Consider the following 20781-nt stretch of genomic DNA (forward strand, 5'->3'; position numbering starts at 1 on the left):
CACAGGTAGATTGGGCCGGTGAATCGCCTTTCGCTACCCGCCGATGTTCATTTCGAAAGAACTCCGTAAGCAGCCGTCAGACTTTTTTGTGGTCGCTTCAAACAGCTGCCGGATGCGCCAAGCCTCGCCCAGCAAAGCTGCAGCTATGCGCAATGCACCGCTGCAGCGCCGCATTGCGGCATCACGCCCGTCGAACCGTCGCCTATACTCGAATCAAACCTCATAGCCGCGCCACATCAGAAATACAGCGGCTTGCTGCGTGAGTGATATCCATGGAGACGAGCATGACGACCTACTTCACGATCGCCGATTTCATTCTGGTCATTCCAATGGCTCTTGCTGGCGCTCTCTTTCTTGGCGCCTGCCCCTGCGCAACTGAATTCAGGCACAACGTCCTGCGCGTGATTGGGGCATTGCTGGGAGTGGGCGTGGCGATCCTGCTCGTCGAAGGCTTGCCCGCCCTGGTGTAGCGAAGCAGGTGCGATGAGGCGGCAGGCCTTGGTCCGTTGCCTCAACGTGTATTTTTCACCGTCACCGGTCCGCTGAACTGGCGCACGACGCTGCGGAAGTAGGCGGCTTCACGCGCTTCGTCGGCGGGTGTAGCCGCCTCGCGTGCAAGCGCGGGGAGGGCGGTCCACGGAAGCGTCGGATGCTGATGGTGCATTCGATGCAGGTGATGGTTCATCAGTATCCCTTGCCACACTCGCGCGACGCGGAAGTTACGCGCTCGCCCGGGTTCGTCCAGTGCAACGTCGTAATGCGGCAGATTGTCCGCCAGCGACAGCCATACGCCCCGCAAATACATCGTCGCCGCGAGCACCGGCCACCAGACTCCGTACAGATAGAACGCGCACGCATATAGCGCGAGGGTCACCAGCCAGTCGCGCCGCGTGCGCTGCCGACGCGCGGGATCGGTCGCAAAGCAGGTAAAGAGCCGCTCTACATCGGCGCCCACCGGCCCTTGCGCACCGACCGTCCGGGCGACCAGCGCGCGGGCGGATTTCACGGGCAGGAAGGCCAACAGCGGAAGCAGGAGTTCACCGACGTAGAAACCGCCGAGCAGACGGAAGTAGTACGTGAGCCGCGTGCGCCAGCGCGGCCCGTCGCCCTCGTGAACGTCGGGGCGGTCGTACGGTTCACGCGTGAAGCGATGGTGCATCAGATGGCCAAAGCGCACTGCATCGAACGGTAATGACAGCACGATCGCCAGCGTGCGTGCGACGTTCTCGTTGAGACGGCGATCCGCGAAAAGCTGTCCGTGAATCGCTTCGTGAATCAGCCCCCAGTGAGTAGGTGTCAACACGACGATGGGCGCGATCAGCCATAGCGCCGGCGCGCCCCACAGACGCAGCAAAAACGGCAGCCCCGCCAGCTCCACTGCCGCCGCCAGCGAAACGGCGACGATCAGCATGAGATTCGTGCGCGAGCTGATCGCGGCTCGCCTTGCCGTGCGGCGCACAGGCGGCGCGACAGGTCCTTCCGGTTCCGCATTGGCGGCGCCACGTGATTCCATCTTCCCTCCGTCGATACGACACTGGCAGCGAACTTATCAGTGCCTCATGACAGCGGGAAGAATGAAGCTGCCGAACGCCTCCAAAGAAAAAAGCCGCCTTACGGCGACTTTCCTTGCGTGCACACCAACCGCAACGCAACGCTCAAACGTGCTGGTCGGTCGACGGCTTTTCCCACAGGTTGATGCCGCCCTCCGTCGCGTGGCGATCGATCTCGGCCAGTTCCTCTTTCGAGAATTCGAGATTCTTCAGCGCACCGACGTTCTCGCGCACCTGCTCCGGCTTGCTCGCACCGATCAGGGCCGACGTCACGCGGCCACCCCGCAGCGCCCATGCAAGCGCCATCTGCGCAAGGCTCTGGCCGCGCCGCTGCGCAATGTCGTTCAGCTTGCGCACGTGCTCGATGTTTTGCGCGCTCAGATGCTCCGCCTTCAGCGATCCGCCGCCCGGCTTGTTGACGCGCGCATCGTCCGGCACGCCGTTCAGATACTTGCCGGTGAGAAGTCCCTGCGCGAGCGGCGTGAAGGCGATGCTGCCCGTGCCGAGTTCGTCGAGCGTATCGAGCAGTTCATGCTCCACCCAGCGGTTCAGCATGTTGTACGCCGGTTGGTGGATCAGGAGCGGCACCTTGTATTCACCCAGCAGCTTCGCCATCTCGCGCGTCTTTGCCGCCGAGTACGACGAAATGCCGATGTACAGCGCCTTACCCTGCTGCACGGCGATAGCGAGCGCGCCGGCGGTTTCTTCGAGCGGCGTGTCGGCATCGAAGCGATGCGAATAGAAGATGTCGACGTAATCGAGCCCCATGCGCTGCAGGCTCTGATCGAGACTCGCAAGCACATACTTGCGCGAGCCGCCGCCCTGGCCGTAGGGACCGGGCCACATGTCCCAGCCGGCCTTCGACGAAATCAGCAGTTCGTCGCGATAGGGTTTGAAATCGTCCTTGAAGTGGCGCCCGAAGTTCGTTTCGGCGCTGCCGTACGGCGGCCCGTAGTTGTTCGCCAGATCGAAGTGCGTGATGCCGAGATCGAAGGCTGTGCGCAGGATGTCGCGCTGCGTCGACAGCGGCGTCGTGTCGCCGAAGTTGTGCCACAGGCCGAGCGACAGTGCCGGCAGCTTGAGCCCCGACTTGCCGCAAACGCGGTATTGCATGTCCGAATAGCGTTCAGAAGCTGCTTCGTAGGCCATTGCGTAATTTCCTTGATAGATGCACGAGAAAAGGTCATCGACGATTGTTGCGCGATGACATCGCCGCACCACGCCGCCCAGCCATAAGCGGGACGTTGTGGTGCGGCGCAAAATGCTGAACTGTCTATGTTAGCCAATCGACGGGCGGCATGCAGCGGCCCAGAATGCGGGACGAAGCATGGACGCGACTGCGTCGCTCCAATACACTCCGGCGACCAGCTTTAATGATGAGGGATTTTCATGACCAGAGCGATTTCGTTCGCATTGATCGTCGGGGGCGTTGTGCTGCTGTATTTTGGCGGCCAGTCGTTTCATTCGTTCAGTAACGAGGTCTCGCGCGTGTTCACCGGTGCGCCGACCAACAAGACCATCTACCTGATCGCAGGCGGCGTGGTCGCGACACTGGCCGGGCTCACCGGTCTCGTGGTGTCCGGCAAGCGCTAGACGAGGCACGAAGGCGCCCGATCCGCGCTGAAACGCATCGCGACTTCCCGGCGCTACCCGCAACGCCACTTCAGAACGCCACTTCAGGCATCGATGCAGAACGTGAACCCGGCAGCGGCACGTTGCTCGCACCGTGGTACGTGAACACGAGCGAAAACTTGATGTCGTCGGTGATGTTTTTGCCCGCCGAATGCAGTGTGTTGCAGTGGAAGAACACGACGTCGCCCGTCTGCAGTTCCGGTGAAATCGCGGTCTGGATGAGTGCCTGATTTTCAGGCAGATCGGCGCGAAAAAATTTCGCCTGGTCGAAGCGATCGGACGTGAACGGCACGGTGTGCGACTGCGGCACTAACCAAAGCGCTCCGTTGTCGACGGTTTCCGGTCCCAGCGCAAGCCATACCGACACCAGATCGTCCCGCTCAAACGACCAGTAACGCACATCGCGATGCCAGCCGGTCAGGCTACCGTACGCCGGGTGCTTGCTCATCATGCAGTTGTGGTGGGCACGCGAAAGCCGCGGCTCTTCGCCGAAATACAGTTCCATCCAGCCGCGGATTTCCGGCGCCGTCGCCCATTCGCGATACATCTGATCGCGGGAATACGCATCCAGCAGACGGCGCACCGTGTGGCCGCCCGGTGCATGTTTCGAGTCCGGCGCGCCGGGATAACGCAGATCCGCCTCGAACTCGAGCGGCGCGGCGGCTTCCTCCAACTGCTGCTGCGCAGTGGCCTTCATCGCGGCACAACGTTCGGGCGAAACGAGTCCCGGCACGACGACGAAGCCACGTTCCCGCAGCATCTGGACCTGTTCCTTTTTTGAATGGACTGACATGGATGTTCCGTTTCGACTGGCTAATACCGGATTGTAAAACGTACCTGATCGTGCTGGGCTTCGTTTCGGGTGCCGGGCTCCGGTGCATTGCACGCCAAATGGGCAATTCGTGCACGGAAAGCGACCGCAAAGGGATCGATCAATGCCTTGGGCGACGATTGCCGCGAGGGTAAAACCGACTTTCGGGCGTCACGAATCGCGTGTAGCCTGACCGCATGTTGATCGCGATTCCCGCAATTCCCTTGCGCGCAAGGCCTCTTCGGGCCACAGCCGCCGCATCCCGCCTGTTTTCCGGCTTCCCTGTCGTCCACGCTGGCACATTTGGTGCTGCTTACAGCGCACTCTCCCGTCGGACGCCCTCATACCTTTCGCTGAAGCCATGCACACCCTGTTAAGCACCCGCCTCACCCACGCGGCGCTCAAAGCGGCGCGTCCAGCGCGGCGCCACGTTGTCCGCGCACTGCGTCACCACTCGGCGCGCACGCGCGCGCTGGCCGAACAATGGCGCGACGCAAAGCCGGTCGACGGCATTCGCACGTGGTTTCATTCGTTTTTTGCGGCACTGCGTGTGAAGAGTGGTTCGCACCGCTTCTCGCTGCGAACGCTGTTGAGAAAGCCGACTACGCTGCGTACCCTGAACGCGCGCCCGACGGCTGTCCCGCACAGCACCAGCCGCCGTCCACGCAGGATCTCGGTCACCAGCACGGGCTGGTTCGCGTTTGCCACTCGCTGAGCTCCCATCGCATCGGGCCGTGTGAGCGGGCCGTAGCCCCCGCACCAGGCCCGTTGCTCATGCGCAATCGCAAATAATGCGGGCCGCCTCTTCATCGAGTTGCGAAGTCAGCGCGGCGTCGATCTGCGAATGCGCGGCCGCGGGCGTCTGCGATTGACACGCCGCCTCGCGCAGCAAAGGGAGGTGTGGTTGTTGTAACTCCCCCAACAGCAAGAAAAAACCCCGCACGGCGCAAGGCCGGCGGGGTTTGTTTTTACATGAAACGGGAACGGGGCGTACTCAGGCGAGCGCGACGACCGGTTCTGTCCCTGCAGCTTCGGCAAGGGCAAGCGCCTTGTCGGTTGCTTCCCACGAGAATTCCGGCTCTTCACGGCCGAAGTGACCATAGGCGGCGGTCTTTTCGTAGACCGGGCGCAGCAGGTCGAGCATCTGGATGATGCCCTTCGGGCGCAGGTCGAAGTGTTCCTGCACGAGACGCGTGATCGTCGCATCCGACACGCGGCCAGTGCCAAACGTGTTGACCATCACCGAGGTCGGTTGCGCAACGCCGATCGCGTAGGACACCTGGATCAGGCAGCGCGTTGCCAGGCCGGCGGCCACGATGTTTTTCGCGACATAACGGCCGGCGTAAGCTGCCGAACGGTCGACCTTCGACGGATCCTTGCCCGAGAACGCGCCGCCGCCGTGCGGCGCGGCGCCGCCGTACGTATCGACGATGATCTTGCGGCCCGTCAGACCGCAGTCGCCTTGCGGGCCGCCGATCACAAACCGGCCGGTCGGGTTCACGAGGAACTTGATGTCGCCCTTGATCAGTTCGGCCGGCAGCGTCGGCTTGATGACTTCTTCGATCACCGCCTCGCGCAGCGTCGACAGTTCGATGTCCGGCGAATGTTGCGTCGACAGCACGACGGTGTCGATCGAATGCGGCTTGCCGTCGACGTAGCGCACGGTGACCTGCGACTTCGCGTCCGGACGCAGCCACGGCAGACGGCCGTCGCGGCGCAGGTTCGCCTGGCGCTCGACCAGACGGTGCGACAGGTGGATCGGCAGCGGCATCAGTTCGGGCGTTTCATCGCACGCGTAGCCGAACATCAGGCCCTGGTCGCCAGCGCCCTGATCGAGGTTGTTGTCGTGTGCGCGGTCCACGCCCTGAGCGATGTCCGGCGACTGCTTGTCGTAAGCGACGAGCACCGCGCAGCCGCGGTAGTCGATGCCGTAGTCGGTGTTGTCGTAGCCGATGCGCTTGATCGTTTCGCGCGCGACCTGGATGTAGTCGACGTTGGCCGTGGTGGTGATTTCACCTGCAAGCACGACGAGACCCGTGTTGCACAGCGTTTCAGCCGCAACACGCGAGTATTTGTCCTGCTTCAGGATGGCGTCGAGGATAGCGTCCGAGATCTGGTCAGCGACCTTGTCGGGATGGCCTTCGGAAACGGATTCGGAGGTAAAGAGGTAATCGTTTGCCACGTTGCAGACTCCTGTTGTGTGGTTACGGTTGAGTTTCACGTAGCCAGCTTCGGGAGCCTGAAGCGGCGACGCTTTAGCGGATTTCCTGACCGCCGGGCCCCACCACACATGGTTGGCGCCCACCGGCTTCGCCCCGCAAGTTGTCTATTAACTCGGCGAAGCCCTTATTATAGCGACTTCCTTCAAAAGTCACAGAGTATCTACGAGTGCGGTATTACGTCATGTTCCCCGGGTTTCTGAAGATCGCACTGTGCGGCGCCGCCCACCGGGAGGCGGCATGCTGAGCCACCTCGGCGCGAAGTTCGCCATCGGGCTCCTGAAACTGTTCGCATTGTTGCCTTACGGCCTTGTCGCGCGGTTCGGCGACGGCCTCGGCTGGCTGCTCTATCAGATCCCGAGCCGGCGCAAACGTGTTGTTCACATCAATCTGAAGCTGTGTTTCCCGGAGTGGAACGACGAGCGCCGCGAAGACGTTGCACAGAAGCACTTCCGGCATGCGATCCGCAGCTACCTGGAGCGGAGCGTACAGTGGTTCGGCTCAGCGAAGAAGCTCGAGAAGCTGGTGCAGGTCGACAGTGCGATCGATCTTGACGATCCTGATCTGCCGCCGACGCTCTTTCTCGGCTTCCACTTTGTTGGCATCGAGGCCGGCTCGATCTTCCTGAACTACTCGTTGCACCGGACCTGCGGCTCGCTGTACCAGCCGATGTCGAATCCGGAATTCGAAGCGATCGCAAAGGCCGCGCGCGGACGTTTCGGCGCCGAAATGGCGAGCCGCGCCGACAGCGCCCGCATCGTGCTGCGCTGGCTGCGCGACCGCAAGCCGGTGATGCTCGGCGCGGACATGGACTACGGCACGCGCAACTCGACGTTCGTACCCTTCTTCGGCGTACCGACCTGCACGCTAACCGCAGTCGGCCGGCTCGCGAAAGTCGGTCACGCGCAGGTGGTGCCGTTCATCGGCGAGGTGCTGCCGAACTACAAGGGCTATCGTCTCAAGGTGTTCAAGCCGTGGGACAACTATCCGACCGGCGACGACGACCTCGACGCGCGTCGCATGAACGCCTTCCTTGAAGAGCAGATTCCGCACATGCCTGAGCAGTATTACTGGGTGCACAAACGCTTCAAGACGCGCCCACCTGGCGAGTCCGGCTTTTATTGAGCCGTGGTTGCTACTGATCGAACGCTTCTGCCGGGCCCGGTTGACGGGCTCATCCAACAGGCCATCGACGCGCGCGCCCGCGCGTCCCTTACAATAGTGGGATGAAACTCAAATTCACCAAAATGCACGGCGCGGGCAACGACTTTGTCGTGCTCGATGGCTACACGCAGCCCGTCTCGCTGACGGCGGCGCAAGTGCGCGCGCTCGCTGACCGGCATTTCGGCATCGGCGCCGATCAGTTGTTGCTGGTCGAACGACCGACCATCGATGGTGTCGATTTCCGCTATCGCATCTTTAACTGCGACGGCGGTGAAGTCGAACATTGCGGCAACGGTGCGCGTTGCTTCGTGAAATTCGTGCGCGACGCGCGCCTGACCGATCTGAGCACCGTGCGCGTCCAGGTGCAGAACGGCATCGCCACACTGACGATGCAGGACAATGGTGAAGTGGTCGTCGACATGGGCAGCCCGGTGTTCGAACCGGCGCGCGTGCCATTCGCCAGGAACGGCCTCGAAGGACGCCGTGAAGGCAACGACACACTCTGGCCGCTCGAGGTGAACGGCGCGACGCGCTGGATTTCGGCCGTCTCGATGGGCAATCCGCACGCGGTGCAGGTCGTCGAGGACGTCGAGTCGTTTCCGGTTCTGGTCGACGGCCCGGTCATCGAGAAGCACGCGCGCTTCCCACAGAAGGTGAATGCCGGCTTCATGCAGATCGTCGGGCGCAGCGAGATCAAGCTCCGTGTCTTCGAGCGCGGCGCAGGCGAGACGCTCGCGTGCGGTACCGGTGCGTGCGCAGCGGTCGCCGCCGGGATTCGCCGCGGGCTGCTCGATTCGCCGGTCACGGTGCACACGCACGGCGGCGCACTGACGATTTCGTGGGACGGCGCACGCAACGAAGCCGCACCGCTTCTGATGGCCGGCCCCGCTACGACCGTCTTCGAAGGCGAGATCGAACTCGCGAAACCGGCCGCAATCTGACCTTGTTTACCGACACACCCAAGCCCCCGCGCATCTCCCAAGCCGAAACCATGAACGATCGCGAAGTTGCAGAATATCTGCTCGCCAACCCCGAATTCTTTGCTGAACACGCGGAAATGCTCGCCACCATCCGGCTCGCCAACCCGCACGGGAAGGCGGCTGTCTCGCTGCAGGAGCGGCAGATGGACATGTTGCGCGACAAGAACAAGCATCTCGAACGGCGTCTTGCCGAACTGCTGCGCTACGGTCACGAAAACGACAGCATCGCCGCGAAATTCAGCCGCTGGACGACCCGCGTGATGTCCGAGCGCGATCCGCACGCCCTGCCGCGGACCATTTCGAACGGCCTGCGCGAAGTGTTCGACGTGCCCCAGGCGGCACTGCGCGTGTGGGACGTCGCCGAGGCTTATGCGCACGCTGATTTCGCCCGTCACGTCGGTGAAGAAGTGCGGATTTTCGCCAACAGTCTCGCCACGCCGTACTGCGGCGCGAATACCGGCTTCGAAGCGGCGCAGTGGCTCGCGCCTGTCGTGAGCGCGGTACCGGACGGCGCGTCTTCGGACGAAGAACCGCCGGCTGGCACCGACGGTTCGATCGCGCTCCTCGCGCTGCGCGACCCGGAAGCAACCGAAGACGCCGGCGCGTTCGGCCTGCTTGTCATGGGCTCGCCGGATCCGCGCCGCTTTCACGACGGCATGGCCACCGATTTCCTGACGCAGATCGGCGCGCTCGCGAGCGCCGCGCTCAGCCGTCTGTTGCCGCGCTAATCCGGTCTCACCCTCACGTGACCCTCGCCGACCCCATCGCCGCTTACCTGTCGAGCCTCGAGCACGAACGGCGGTTGTCGGCGCACACGCTGCGCGGCTACACACACGAACTCGACGAACTGAAGAAGCTTGCCAACGGCCGGCCCCTCGACATGCTCACCGCAACGGACATCCGCGGCGCGGTTTCGCGTGCGCATGCGGGCGGCCTGTCGGCGCGCTCCATCAGTCACCGCCTGTCGTCGTGGCGAGCTTTTTACCGCTGGCTGGCCGGCCGGATCGATCTGCCAGTAAATCCGGTCGCAACCGTACGCGCACCGAAGCAGGCAAAAACGCTGCCGAAAGCGCTTTCGGTCGACGACGCCCACACGCTGATGGAAGCGCCCTCCGGCGCGACCGCCGAAGGCCTGCGCGATCACGCCATGCTGGAGTTGTTCTACTCGTCCGGTTTACGTCTGTCGGAGCTTGTGGGACTCGACGTCGCGTTCGCCGATGCCGACGGGTACCGTTCGGCGGGATGGCTCAAGCTCGATGCCACTGAAGTCGAAGTGCTCGGCAAAGGTAACCGGCGTCGCGTCGTGCCGGTTGGCAGCAAGGCGCTCGACGCGTTACGCGCGTGGCTCGACGCGCGCCTCGAGTTTGTGAAGCATGATCCGCATCCGCTGTTTCTGTCGGTACGCGGCAACCGGATGTCGCCGAACGTGGTGCGGGATCGCGTGAAGCGTGCCGCCATGAAGGCGGGCATTCCCGCGAACGTACACCCGCACGTGTTGCGTCACTCGTTCGCGACGCACGTACTGCAATCGAGTGGCGACCTGCGCGCCGTGCAGGAGTTGCTCGGCCACGCCAGCATCACGGCGACCCAGGTTTATACGGCGCTCGATTTCCAGCATCTGGCGCGCGTCTACGATCAGGCGCATCCGCGCGCAAAAAAGCGCGACTAATACAGTTTTCATCACGACGGCGCCAAAGCGGTCGCCGCCCAGGGAATCTCACACGCCGCAGACCCAACGGACTTTCCGTGCTGTGCGGCCTTTGGCTCCCCTTTTGATTCCCGATATCCCGAATCCCTCGCGAAGTTAAACCATGAATACCGTTACGCTGAAACCGTCGAAAGAGAAATCGCTGCTGCGCCGCCATCCGTGGATCTATGCGAACGCGATCGAGCGCATCGACGGCAAGCCGGAAGCCGGTGTCACCGTCATCGTCCGGGCGCACGACGGCCGCTTTCTGGCGCGCGCGGCGTACAGTCCGCATTCGCAGATTCGCTCGCGCGTCTGGAGCTTCGACGAAGCTGAACCCATCGATCACGCGTTCTTCAAGCGTCGCGTGCAACGCGCGCTTGCCCACCGCCGCGCGATGGTGCACAACACCGGCGCCGTGCGGCTCATCTTCGGCGAAGCGGATGGCCTGCCGGGCCTGATCGTCGACTACTACATCGCCGACGACGCCACACAGCGCGGCCAGCTGGTCTGCCAGTTCATGGCGGCGGGCGTCGAAGCGTGGAAGGAGGCGATTGTCGGCGCGCTCACCGGCGCGACCGGTTGCCCGAACGTGTATGAGCGCTCGGACGTGTCGATCCGCGAGAAGGAAGGCCTCGAACAGACGACCGGCGTGCTGGCCGGCGACGTACCGTCGGGCACGCTGATCGCCAGCGAAAACGGCGTGCGCTATCACGTCGACGTGCACAACGGCCACAAGACCGGCTTCTACGTCGACCAGCGCGATAACCGCGCGCTGGTCCAGGAACTCGCGCAGGACCGCGACGTGCTCAACTGCTTCTGCTACACCGGCGGCTTTTCGCTTGCCGCACTCAAGGGCGGCGCGAAGCGGGTGGTCTCGATCGATTCGTCGGGCGAAGCGCTGGCGCTGGCGCAGCAGAACGTCGTGGCCAACGGTTTTGACGCTGCTCGCGCCACGTGGCTCGACGCCGACGCATTCAAGACGCTGCGGCGGCTCTACGACGAAGGTGAGCGTTTCGACCTGATCGTGCTCGATCCGCCGAAATTCGCGCCGTCGCGTGAACACGTGGACCGCGCGGCGCGCGCCTACAAGGACATCAACCTGACCGGCCTCAAGCTGTTGCGCCCGGGCGGCCTGCTGTTCACCTATTCGTGTTCCGGCGCGATCGATGCCGAACTGTTCCAGAACATCGTCGCGAGCGCGGCGTCCGACGCGCGCGTCGACGCCCGGATCCTGAAACGCCTCGGCGCGGGCGTCGATCATCCGCTGCTGACGGCGTTCCCCGAAGGCGAGTATCTGAAAGGCCTATTGTTGCAAATCGCCTGATCGCCCATAGTTTCGGTTTATTTCCCGCTCTCGCGGCAGGGCTTCAGGCCTGTCCCGAGCGGCGGCTCGACAGATATGTTTCAATAGCTGACCCGATTGAGCGGCCGCCTGAAGCGGCCCCGCACCCGATTCCCGCATTTAAACAGGCGATAAACATGATTCCCGTCACCATCCTGACCGGCTTTCTCGGCAGCGGCAAAACCACGCTGCTCAAGCGCATCCTGAACGAAAAGCACGGCATGAAAATCGCCGTGATCGAAAACGAGTTCGGCGAAGAAAACATCGACAACGAAATTCTCGTGCAGGACGTCAACGAACAGATCATCCAGATGAGCAATGGCTGCATCTGCTGCACGATCCGCGGGGATCTGGCGCGCGTGCTGGGCGATCTGGCCGCGAAAAAGCAGGCCGGCGAGCTGGATTTCGACCGCGTCGTGATCGAAACGACGGGTCTCGCGAACCCGGGCCCGGTGGCGCAGACGTTCTTCATGGATAACCAGATCGCCGACGAATTCCTGCTCGACGCAATTATCACGCTGGTCGACGCGAAGCACGCCGACCAGCAGCTCGATGAGCACGAAGTCGTGCAGCGCCAGGTGGGTTTCGCCGATCGTCTGTTCATTACGAAGGCCGATCTGGTCGACGAACAGGCGATTGGCGATCTGCGCCATCGCCTGCTGCACATGAACCCGAAGGCGGCGATCAGGGTCGTCAATTTCGGCGAAGCCGAAATCAAGGAAATCTTCGACCTGCGCGGCTTCAACCTGAACGCGAAGCTCGAGATCGATCCGGACTTCCTCGCCGAAGACGACCATGACCACGCGCACCACGATCATGACCATGATCACGATCACGAGAATTGCGATCATGAAGGGCATGACCACGGCAATCACCATCACGCGCACCACGACGACAAGATCAAGTCGTTCGTCTACCGCAGCGAACGCCCGTTCGACCCGAACCGCCTCGAAGATTTCCTCGGCGGCATCCTGCAGATATACGGCGAGCGCCTGCTACGCTACAAGGGCGTGCTGTACATGAAGGGCGTCGACCGCAAGGTGGTGTTCCAGGGTGTGCACCAGATGATGGGCAGCGATCTGGCATCGAAGTGGCAGCCGATCGAAAAGAAGAACAGCAAGATGGTGTTCATCGGCATCGAACTGCCGCAGGACCTGATCACCGACGGCCTGGACGCCTGCCTCGCCTGAGCCTCGAGGCGAAATGCGGCCCGATTCTGGCGATCGGGCCCGCTGAATAGTCGGCACCTGTGAAAAGCACGTGAAAACCCTGCTGCGAGAATACGTGCACGACCATCGCTTTTTGGTCGTCGGCGCGTTATATTTTCACGATAACGATGAATGCAGCAGGGTTTTACCCCGGTTGCCGTGCCGGATTGTGATTCAGTTACAATACGTGCCCACTGGAGAATGACAACGAATTGCCCGGACCGCGCAGCCCGTGCCGGGTATGCCGGGTGTGAAACGAGGCGCCGGAAAATCTCATCCGGAAATGACGCCGACACGCCGGTATCGGGGAGCGCGTTGCCGGTAGAAGTAATGCCTCAGGAGCATCTGAAGACCGGTTTCCAGAGGAGTTCGGCCCCGCATCGGCGCCTTCGGCGTCACGACAGCCCACCGTCCGTGTTCGCCGGCGCTCAGTTGAGCGTCAATCGAGGCGTCGTTGCGGGCAACACGAAAGAGCGGGCAATACGTACGAGTTTTGCCTCACATTGAAGAAGCAAGCCAGATGACGACGAAACGACTCTTGACCGAAGCCGAAATCCTGAAGATGAGCGACAAGGATTACATGAATGAGGATCAGCTCGCTTTCTTCAAGAACAAGCTCGAACAGCTGCAGGCGGAAATTCTCCGCAATGCGGGCCAGACAACCGAAAACCTGCGCGAAACCGTGATCGTGCCCGACCCGGCCGATCGCGCGACGATCGAGGAAGAGCATGCGCTCGAACTGCGCACGCGCGACCGCGAACGCAAGCTGCTGAAGAAGGTCCAGCAGTCGCTCGCACGGATCGAATCGGGCGATTACGGCTGGTGCGAAGAAACCGGCGAGCCGATCGGCATTCCGCGTATGCTCGCACGACCCACGGCTACCCTGTCGCTCGAAGCGCAGGAGCGCCGCGAACTGCGCCAGAAGCTGTTCGGCGACTGACCGCCCCGCGGCGCGGCTTCGGCCTGCGCCCCAAAACGCTGCTTCGTCGCGAGGCGCACGGTGTTCCGTGCGCTTTTTTCTTTTGAAGCGTGCACGCTTCCTGTTTTGACCCCACCTCTTCTGCGTTTTTTCCGCGCCTGCCCGTTCGGCCGACTCTTGATATGCCGACGCACGCCCTAAAATAAACTCGACATGCGTTGCACGAGCGCGCGCCGTGTCGTTTCTGCTGCGGCGTCGCGCCCCGTCCGCTTACCCGGATTCAAGTGGTGGCGCAGTAGCGCTACTGCGTCCTTCCCGTTTTGCAAAAGGAACGCATATGGAGCAATTTCACGGCACGACGATCGTTTCCGTGCGGCGCGGCGACAAGGTCGCGCTAGGCGGTGACGGCCAGGTAACGCTTGGCAATATCGTCATGAAGGGCGGCGCGAAAAAAGTCCGGCGCATCTATAACGGCAAGGTGCTGGTCGGTTTCGCCGGCGGCACAGCCGACGCCTTCTCGCTGCTCGACCGGTTCGAGGCAAAACTCGAAAAGCACCAGGGCAACCTCACGCGCGCCGCCGTCGAACTCGCCAAAGACTGGCGCACCGACCGCATGCTGCGTCGCCTCGAAGCCATGCTGATCGCGGCCGACGCCAGCACCACGCTCGTCATCACCGGTAACGGCGACGTCCTCGATCCCGAAGGCGGCATCTGCGCAATCGGCTCGGGCGGCGCATACGCACAGGCCGCGGCGAAGGCGCTCGCTGACAACACGGATCTTTCGCCGCGCGAGATCGTCGAAAAGTCGCTGGAGATTGCTGGCGACATGTGTATCTACACGAACCACAACCGCGTCATCGAGACGATCGAGTAAGGACCCACGATGAGCACAATGACCCCCGCCGAGATCGTCTCGGAGCTGGATAAACACATTATTGGCCAGGACCGGGCGAAAAAGGCAGTCGCGGTGGCACTGCGCAACCGCTGGCGCCGTCAGCAGGTCGGCGAGCCGCTGCGCCAGGAAATCACGCCCAAGAACATCCTGATGATCGGGCCGACGGGCGTCGGCAAAACGGAAATCGCGCGTCGTCTGGCAAAGCTTGCCGACGCGCCGTTCATCAAGATCGAGGCCACCAAGTTCACCGAAGTCGGCTATGTGGGCCGCGACGTGGACAGCATCGTGCGCGACCTGATGGAAATCTCCATCAAGCAGACGCGCGAAACCGAAATGCGCAAGGTCCGCACGAAGGCCGAAGATCAGGCCGAAGACCGCATTCTCGACATCCTGCTGCCCACCGCGCGTCCGGTCGGTTTCGGCGCGAGTTCGAGCGCCGCCGATACGGCCGACGAAGGCAGCACCACGCGCCAGACGTTCCGCAAGCGTCTGCGCGAGGGGCTCCTCGACGACAAGGAAATCGAACTCGACGTCGAGCAGCCGCAGATCGGCATGGACATCATGGGGCCACCGGGCATGGAAGACATGACCGAACAGATCCGGTCGATGTTCGCGAACCTGGGCGGCGGCAAGAAGACGCGTCGCAAGCTGAAGGTCAAGGAAGCGTTGAAGCTGCTCACCGACGAGGAAGCAGGCAAGATGCTGAACGACGAAGAGGTGAAGGCGAAGGCCGTGCAGAACGTCGAGCAGAACGGCATCGTGTTCCTGGACGAAATCGACAAGATCGCGTCGCGCAATGAAGCGGGCGGTGGTGAAGTGTCGCGTCAGGGTGTGCAGCGCGACCTGCTGCCGCTCGTCGAAGGCACGACAATCAACACGAAGTACGGGATGGTGAAAACCGATCACGTCCTGTTCATCGCGAGCGGTGCGTTCCATCTGGCGAAGCCGAGCGATCTGATTCCCGAACTGCAGGGGCGTTTTCCGATTCGCGTCGAACTGGATTCGTTGTCGGTGAAGGATTTCGAATCGATCCTCGTCGCGACCGACGCAAGCCTCGTCAAGCAGTATCAGGCCCTGCTCGCCACTGAAGACGTGCATCTGGACTTCGCCGACGACGGCATCCGCCGGCTCGCCGAAATTGCCTTTTCGGTCAACGAGAAAACGGAAAACATCGGCGCGCGGCGCCTGTACACGGTAATCGAAAAACTGCTCGAAGAAGTCTCGTTCGCAGCCGGCAATCATGCCGGCACGAGGGTCATGATCGATGCGGCGTATGTCGATCGCGCGCTAAACGAAGTCGCTGGCGATGAAGACCTGTCGCGCTACGTGCTGTGACCTGACCACGTTGAAGCACTGATTGCCTCGCCAGTTCACCGGGTGAAACGAAACAGGCGGCCTCTTGTGGGGCCGCCTGTTTTCACATCAACCGTCAGTTCCCGACCGACTGCCTCACTGCCTCACTGTCGCACAGGCCGCTTCGCCAGCTTGCGCTGCAGCGTGCGGCGATGCATGTTCAGTGCGCGTGCGGTCGCGGAAATGTTGCCGCCGTTGTCCGCCAGCACCCGCTGGATGTGCTCCCACTCAAGCCGGGCAACCGACAGCGGCGTCGGATTCTCGAGCGCCTCTTCCGCCTGCGACGCGCTCGCTTCGCTTTGGAGCGCTGCCAGAATGGTCTCGACGTTCGCCGGCTTGGCCAGATAGTTATCGGCGCCATCCTTGACCGCCTGCACCGCGGTCGCGATGCTCGCATAGCCCGTCAGCACCAGCATTCGCGCATCAGGCTGCAGGTCGCGCAACGGCGCCACCAGGTTCAGGCCTGAGTCGTTGCCGAGATGCAGGTCGACGGTGATCTGGCCGAATTTCTGCTGGTTCGCCAGCTTGATCGCCTCGTCGGCGTTGTGCGCTTCGGCAACGGTGTAGCCGCGGCGGGTCAGGCCGCGCGCGAGGATGCCGGAGAACACTTCGTCGTCGTCGATGACCAGAAAATTCATGTCGCTCATGCCTGTTTCTCCGTATTGGAAGACGCCAAACCGGTCCGGTTCGCGCCCGATTGACCGGCGGCCGCAAGCGGCAGCCGCAGCACCGCGCGGGTGCCGCGCGGTTTTGTATCGGTGACATCGTTCAGTTCGATCGATCCGCCCAGTCGCGCGGCGGCCGAAAACGCCAGATATAGCCCGACGCCGTGCCCGCCCTGCGTGCTGTCGACCGGCATCGCGCCCAGCGAGTGGCGCAACGACGCCGGGATGCCCGGTCCGGCATCGCACACCTCGAACTCGATCTGCTCGCCGGACGCCGTGAGCTTCGCCGCAAGCGTCACATGATCACGGCTTGCGCGCGCAGCATTGTCGAGCAGGATCGTCAGAATCTGGCTGACCGCGACGGTATCGTCAAGGCTGACATGGTCGGGCGGTGTGCCGACGCGCTCGAACCTGACGTGCGGATGGCGCAGACGCCATTGCTCGGCGAACGACGCGAGCCACTCGCCCACTGTCTGCCGGTCTGCCGGCGCCGACGCACGGCTACGCAGTCGCGCGAGCGCCGACGTGCATAGCGTCATCTGCTGCTCGAGCAGTGCAATATCGGCGGAATAGGGGGCAAGGCCCTTGTCGGTGCTGGCGGCATCGCGCAACTCCTCGGCGAGCATCGCGATTGTCGACAACGGCGTGCCGATTTCATGCGCGACCGTGGCCGCCTGCACGCCGAGCGCGACAGCCCGCTCGTCGCGCAAAAGACGCTGCTGCGCTTCGCCCAGCGCCGCGTCGCGCAGGCGCAACGCACGCGACATTCGCGCGACGAACCACGCGATCAACCCCACGCTCACCATGAAGTTCACCCACATGCCAGCGCGGTAATAGTCGAACAGGTTCGCCGGATTGTCGAGATTGAGCGGCACCGAATCGAAGCTGAGTACCGCGTAACAGGCGACGGCGAACGCCGCAAGCCATGCCATCAGGTACCAGGGCAACACCGCCGCGGCAATCGCCAACGACGGCAGATAGAGCGTGACGAACGGGTTGGTCGTGCCGCCCGACAGAAACAGCAGCGCCGACAACGCGCCGAGGTCCACCCAGATCTGCCCGAACAGTTCGAGATTGGATTCCGGTTTCTGGCGCGACACGCGAATCCATGTCAGGGCGTTGAACACCACCTCCAGCCCGATGACGAGCAGCATCGCGGGCAGCGGCAAGAGCACGCCGAAAAAGATCTGCACGGCCGCGATCGTGCCGAGCTGGCCGATGATGGCGAAGCTGCGCAGCCAGAAGAGATGTCCGAGGTTGACCCGGCCAGTAGTGGTGATGCGTTGCATCCCGCCAGTTTACCCGTTGAAGGCCGTCTGATTCGCGTTGCGTTCAGTCTCGGACGGTGTCCGGGCTCCGTCCGGCCAGTTGCGCGCGGGCGATTTCCTCCGCGAGGCATTCCGGGCACAGGCAGCCGCGGCCGGCTTCCAGCCGTTCTGCGGGCAGGGCCGGCATCGACCGGCACCAGCATTCGGACGCTTGATCGCCCCTGCCGCAATCGAACGAGCGGCCGCAGCGCGGGCACCGCGCGCGACCTACCCCCTGCGAAGAGGAACCAGACAGGTTCATGGCGAAAATGTGAAACCGGTTTCGGGGATGCTGACCATATTGCCACGTCTCGCGCGTCGGCAGAAGGCGGCAGCCCAATCACCCTGAACTTCGGACAAAATCGCCGGCCCAAAGCACCTGAACCTCGACTGCCGTCCGCGCTCTGGACCGTCGTTTGCGCGGTGCGGGAAGACGTCTGCGCCGGCCGCGAGGGCACATGTCGAAATCCCTGTTGCAGCGCGCCAGTCCTGTACAATTCGCCCTTGTTTCAACTGTCCTGTGCCTGATCTTGCCGCCATGTCCGAGCTCCCAGACCTTTCGCAGATTGCGCCCACCCTGAAGGCCGAAATTCTGGCCGAGGCGCTGCCCTACATTCGCCAGTATCACGGCAAGACCGTGGTCATCAAATACGGCGGCAACGCAATGACCGAGGAGCGCCTGAAGCAAGGCTTCGCGCGCGACGTCATTCTGCTGAAGCTGGTCGGCATCAACCCGGTGATCGTGCACGGCGGCGGCCCGCAGATCGACCAGGCGCTCAAGAAGATCGGCAAGCAGGGCACCTTCATTCAGGGCATGCGCGTCACCGACGAAGAGACGATGGAAGTCGTCGAATGGGTGCTCGGCGGCGAAGTGCAGCAGGACATCGTCACGCTGATCAATCACTTCGGCGGCCATGCGGTCGGTCTGACGGGCAAGGACGGCGGCCTCATCCATGCACGCAAGATGCTGATGCCGGATCGCGACAACCCCGGCCAGTATGTCGACATCGGTCAGGTCGGCGAAGTCGAGGCGATCAACCCGGCGGTTGTGAAAGCACTGCAGGACGACGCGTTCATCCCGGTCATCTCGCCAATCGGCTTCGGTGAAGACGGTCTGTCGTACAACATCAACGCGGATCTGGTCGCGGGCAAGCTGGCGGTCGTGCTGAACGCCGAAAAGCTCGTCATGATGACCAACATCCCGGGTGTGATGGACAAGGCGGGCAATCTGCTGACCGATCTGTCGGCGCGCGAAATCGATTCGCTGTTTGCCGATGGCACGATCTCGGGCGGCATGCTGCCGAAGATCTCGTCGGCGCTCGACGCGGCCAAGAGCGGTGTGCGTTCGGTGCACATCATCGACGGCCGCATTGAACATTCTGTGCTGCTCGAAATCCTCACCGAACAGCCGTTCGGTACGATGATCCGTTCGCATTGAGCGCATCATGAAACACGGTGCGCGTCACGCGCGCGCCGTGCAGCGCCTCGCGCCGCCGCTCGATGGATGCGGCGCGAGCGCAATCCACCACCGGCCCGCGGTGCGGCCCCACTTCCCTGCATGATGCGCTCTCCCCGTTCCAGACGCCGCCGGCCGCATATCGATGCGGGCACGCCGGTCTGGCTGTTCGACCTCGACAACACGCTGCACCACGCGTCGCACGCGATTTTCCCGGCCATCAATCAGGCGATGACGCAGTACATCATCGATGCATTGCAGGTCGATCGCGACAAGGCGAACCTGCTGCGCACCGGCTACACGCAGCGCTACGGCGCGGCGCTACTCGGCCTCACGCGTCACCATCCGGTCGATCCGCACGACTTTCTGAAGGTCGTGCACACGTTTGCCGACCTGCGCGCGATGCTGCGGGCCGAACGCGGTCTTGCGCGGCTCATCGCCGCGCTGCCTGGCCGCAAGATCGTGCTGACCAACGCGCCTGAAGCGTATGCGCGTGCGGTGCTCGAAGAGCTGCACATCGAGCGGCTGTTCGAGCGCGTGATCGCAATCGAACATATGCGCGACCGGCGCGGCTGGCGTGCGAAGCCCGATCCGACCATGCTGCGCCGGGCGATGCGCGAGGCGCACGTGAAACTCGCCGACGCCATCCTCGTCGAAGACACGCGCGGGCATCTGAAGCGCTACCGGCGACTCGGCATCCGCACGGTATGGATCACCGGCCATCTGCCGACGCCGGTCCGGGTGGACGGCATGCGCGCACGTCGACCGGGCACTGGCCGTCCGCACTATGTCGACAGAAGCATTCGTTCGTTAAAATCATTGCGATCGGGCACCCGCTCGGGGCGACTGAAGAGGCGACAGACATGCAGCCGATTGACAGGCATGACCCGGCAGTAGAAGACCAGCCACACGCCAGCAGCACCCGTGCGCCGCGCCTGAAACCCGGTGAACGGCGCATCCATATCCTCCAGACACTCGCCACGATGCTGGAGGCGCCGAAGAACGAAAAGATCACGACAGCGGCGCTGGCTGCGCGGCTCGGCGTATCGGAGGCCGCGCTTTACCGGCATTTCGCCAGCAAGGCGCAGATGTTCGAAGGGCTGATCGAGTTCATCGAACAGTCGATCTTCGGCCTCGTCAACCAGATCGTCGACAAGGAGCCGAACGGCATCCTTCAGGCCCGAGCCATCGCGTTGATGTTGCTCAACTTTTCTGCAAAAAATCCCGGCATGACCCGCGTGCTCACGTGTGAGGCGCTTGTCGGCGAGCACGAGCGGCTGACCGAACGCGTCCACCAGATGCTAGAGCGCGTCGAGGCGTCGCTCAAGCAGTGTCTGCGGCTCGGCATGATGGACGCCAACACGCAGACCGATAACGCCGCCGTCCCCCTGCCGGCGGACTACGACCCTGTGATCCGCGCGAGTCTCCTGATCAGCTATATCATCGGTCGATGGCATCGCTACGTGCGTAGCGGCTTTGGCCGTCAACCCGGCGAACATGCCGATGCGCAATTGCGGTTGATTCTTCAGTAGGCCGTTCAGTATTTCGGGATCTGAGTGTGCAGTCTTTTGCAACGATGCGATGCGATGC

Annotated in this window: 22 protein-coding genes; 15 read left to right on the plus strand and 7 right to left on the minus strand. The window is 62.9% G+C overall.

The genetic code is table 11. From position 1 onward, the window contains the following. The first annotated feature begins 284 nt into the window (after window positions 1-284). Entirely contained in the window at window positions 285-470 is a 186-nt protein-coding gene (locus P3T23_RS04405) for a hypothetical protein (protein WP_133661509.1), read from the plus strand. 41 nt (window positions 471-511) lie between these two features. Here the strand turns inward: P3T23_RS04405 and P3T23_RS04410 are convergent, their stop codons facing one another. After that, complete coding sequence (locus tag P3T23_RS04410) at window positions 512-1513, minus strand: fatty acid desaturase family protein (RefSeq protein WP_429314980.1); 1002 nt, start codon at window positions 1511-1513, stop codon at window positions 512-514. A gap of 142 nt (window positions 1514-1655) precedes the next feature. Then, window positions 1656-2699, minus strand: a complete 1044-nt coding sequence (gene mgrA, locus P3T23_RS04415; RefSeq protein WP_429314981.1) for an L-glyceraldehyde 3-phosphate reductase — start codon at window positions 2697-2699, stop codon at window positions 1656-1658. Between the two features lie 240 nt (window positions 2700-2939). Here mgrA and P3T23_RS04420 point away from each other — a divergent pair, with 240 nt between their 5' ends. Beyond that, window positions 2940-3143, plus strand: a complete 204-nt coding sequence (locus P3T23_RS04420; protein WP_429314982.1) for a DUF3185 family protein — start codon at window positions 2940-2942, stop codon at window positions 3141-3143. A gap of 70 nt (window positions 3144-3213) precedes the next feature. On the opposite strand, the gene P3T23_RS04425 is transcribed toward P3T23_RS04420, so the two are convergent. Beyond that, window positions 3214-3975: a phytanoyl-CoA dioxygenase family protein gene (locus P3T23_RS04425; protein WP_429314983.1), complete on the minus strand. Its 762-nt coding sequence runs from the start codon at window positions 3973-3975 to the stop codon at window positions 3214-3216. 379 nt (window positions 3976-4354) lie between these two features. Between P3T23_RS04425 and P3T23_RS04430 the strand changes: the two genes are divergently transcribed. Further along, window positions 4355-4708: a hypothetical protein gene (locus P3T23_RS04430; RefSeq protein WP_429314984.1), complete on the plus strand. Its 354-nt coding sequence runs from the start codon at window positions 4355-4357 to the stop codon at window positions 4706-4708. Window positions 4709-4987: 279 nt separating this feature from the next. Here P3T23_RS04430 and metK read toward each other — a convergent pair whose 3' ends face one another. Further along, the gene (metK, locus tag P3T23_RS04435) at window positions 4988-6175 is read right to left on the minus strand and encodes a methionine adenosyltransferase (RefSeq protein ID WP_429314985.1); all 1188 of its coding nucleotides are present in this window, start codon (window positions 6173-6175) and stop codon (window positions 4988-4990) included. Window positions 6176-6452: 277 nt separating this feature from the next. On the opposite strand from metK, the gene P3T23_RS04440 reads away from it, so the two are divergent. The 9 genes from P3T23_RS04440 to hslU all read left to right on the plus strand — a co-directional run bounded on the left by P3T23_RS04440 (window position 6453) and on the right by hslU (window position 15745). After that, a complete protein-coding gene (locus tag P3T23_RS04440) occupies window positions 6453-7337 on the plus strand; it encodes a lipid A biosynthesis lauroyl acyltransferase (RefSeq protein WP_429314986.1) in 885 nt (294 codons plus the stop codon). A gap of 101 nt (window positions 7338-7438) precedes the next feature. Then, a complete protein-coding gene (gene dapF / locus P3T23_RS04445) occupies window positions 7439-8317 on the plus strand; it encodes a diaminopimelate epimerase (protein WP_429314987.1) in 879 nt (292 codons plus the stop codon). 50 nt (window positions 8318-8367) lie between these two features. Next, the gene (locus P3T23_RS04450; RefSeq protein ID WP_429314988.1) at window positions 8368-9084 is read left to right on the plus strand and encodes a DUF484 family protein; all 717 of its coding nucleotides are present in this window, start codon (window positions 8368-8370) and stop codon (window positions 9082-9084) included. 17 nt (window positions 9085-9101) lie between these two features. Next, window positions 9102-10025 carry a tyrosine recombinase XerC gene (gene xerC / locus P3T23_RS04455; RefSeq protein WP_429314989.1) on the plus strand — a complete coding sequence of 308 codons (924 nt, stop codon included), beginning with the start codon at window positions 9102-9104 and terminating at the stop codon, window positions 10023-10025. 142 nt (window positions 10026-10167) lie between these two features. Further along, window positions 10168-11370: a class I SAM-dependent rRNA methyltransferase gene (locus tag P3T23_RS04460; RefSeq protein ID WP_429314990.1), complete on the plus strand. Its 1203-nt coding sequence runs from the start codon at window positions 10168-10170 to the stop codon at window positions 11368-11370. A 155-nt stretch (window positions 11371-11525) separates the two neighbouring features. After that, window positions 11526-12578, plus strand: coding sequence for a CobW family GTP-binding protein (locus tag P3T23_RS04465; protein ID WP_429314991.1), 1053 nt, complete (start codon window positions 11526-11528; stop codon window positions 12576-12578). Window positions 12579-13116: 538 nt separating this feature from the next. Continuing rightward, window positions 13117-13536 carry an RNA polymerase-binding protein DksA gene (gene dksA, locus P3T23_RS04470; protein WP_074301082.1) on the plus strand — a complete coding sequence of 140 codons (420 nt, stop codon included), beginning with the start codon at window positions 13117-13119 and terminating at the stop codon, window positions 13534-13536. 316 nt (window positions 13537-13852) lie between these two features. Next, a complete protein-coding gene (gene hslV, locus P3T23_RS04475) occupies window positions 13853-14389 on the plus strand; it encodes an ATP-dependent protease subunit HslV (protein WP_429314992.1) in 537 nt (178 codons plus the stop codon). A 9-nt stretch (window positions 14390-14398) separates the two neighbouring features. Beyond that, complete coding sequence (hslU, locus tag P3T23_RS04480; protein WP_429314993.1) at window positions 14399-15745, plus strand: ATP-dependent protease ATPase subunit HslU; 1347 nt, start codon at window positions 14399-14401, stop codon at window positions 15743-15745. Window positions 15746-15867: 122 nt separating this feature from the next. Here the strand turns inward: hslU and P3T23_RS04485 are convergent, their stop codons facing one another. The 3 genes from P3T23_RS04485 to P3T23_RS04495 are packed head-to-tail and all read right to left on the minus strand — an operon-like array spanning window position 15868 to window position 17997. Then, window positions 15868-16410, minus strand: coding sequence for a response regulator transcription factor (locus P3T23_RS04485; protein ID WP_429314994.1), 543 nt, complete (start codon window positions 16408-16410; stop codon window positions 15868-15870). Beyond that, the gene (locus P3T23_RS04490; protein ID WP_429314995.1) at window positions 16407-17717 is read right to left on the minus strand and encodes an ATP-binding protein; all 1311 of its coding nucleotides are present in this window, start codon (window positions 17715-17717) and stop codon (window positions 16407-16409) included. Before P3T23_RS04490 ends, P3T23_RS04485 begins: the two co-directional genes overlap by 4 nt. Window positions 17718-17760: 43 nt before the next feature. Next, window positions 17761-17997, minus strand: coding sequence for a cysteine-rich CWC family protein (locus P3T23_RS04495; protein ID WP_429314996.1), 237 nt, complete (start codon window positions 17995-17997; stop codon window positions 17761-17763). 276 nt (window positions 17998-18273) lie between these two features. Here P3T23_RS04495 and argB point away from each other — a divergent pair, with 276 nt between their 5' ends. The 3 genes from argB to slmA all read left to right on the plus strand — a co-directional run bounded on the left by argB (window position 18274) and on the right by slmA (window position 20723). Next, window positions 18274-19173 (plus strand): acetylglutamate kinase, encoded by a 900-nt coding sequence (gene argB / locus P3T23_RS04500; protein ID WP_133661492.1) that lies wholly within the window; start codon window positions 18274-18276, stop codon window positions 19171-19173. 123 nt (window positions 19174-19296) lie between these two features. Beyond that, the gene (locus P3T23_RS04505) at window positions 19297-20088 is read left to right on the plus strand and encodes a pyrimidine 5'-nucleotidase (protein ID WP_429315344.1); all 792 of its coding nucleotides are present in this window, start codon (window positions 19297-19299) and stop codon (window positions 20086-20088) included. Then, a complete protein-coding gene (slmA, locus tag P3T23_RS04510) occupies window positions 20055-20723 on the plus strand; it encodes a nucleoid occlusion factor SlmA (protein WP_429314997.1) in 669 nt (222 codons plus the stop codon). The genes P3T23_RS04505 and slmA overlap by 34 nt, the downstream gene beginning before the upstream one ends. Window positions 20724-20781: the final 58 nt, after the last annotated feature.

The sequence above is a fragment of the Paraburkholderia sp. GAS448 genome, from assembly GCF_050435685.1.
Taxonomy (GTDB): Bacteria; Pseudomonadota; Gammaproteobacteria; order Burkholderiales; family Burkholderiaceae; genus Paraburkholderia.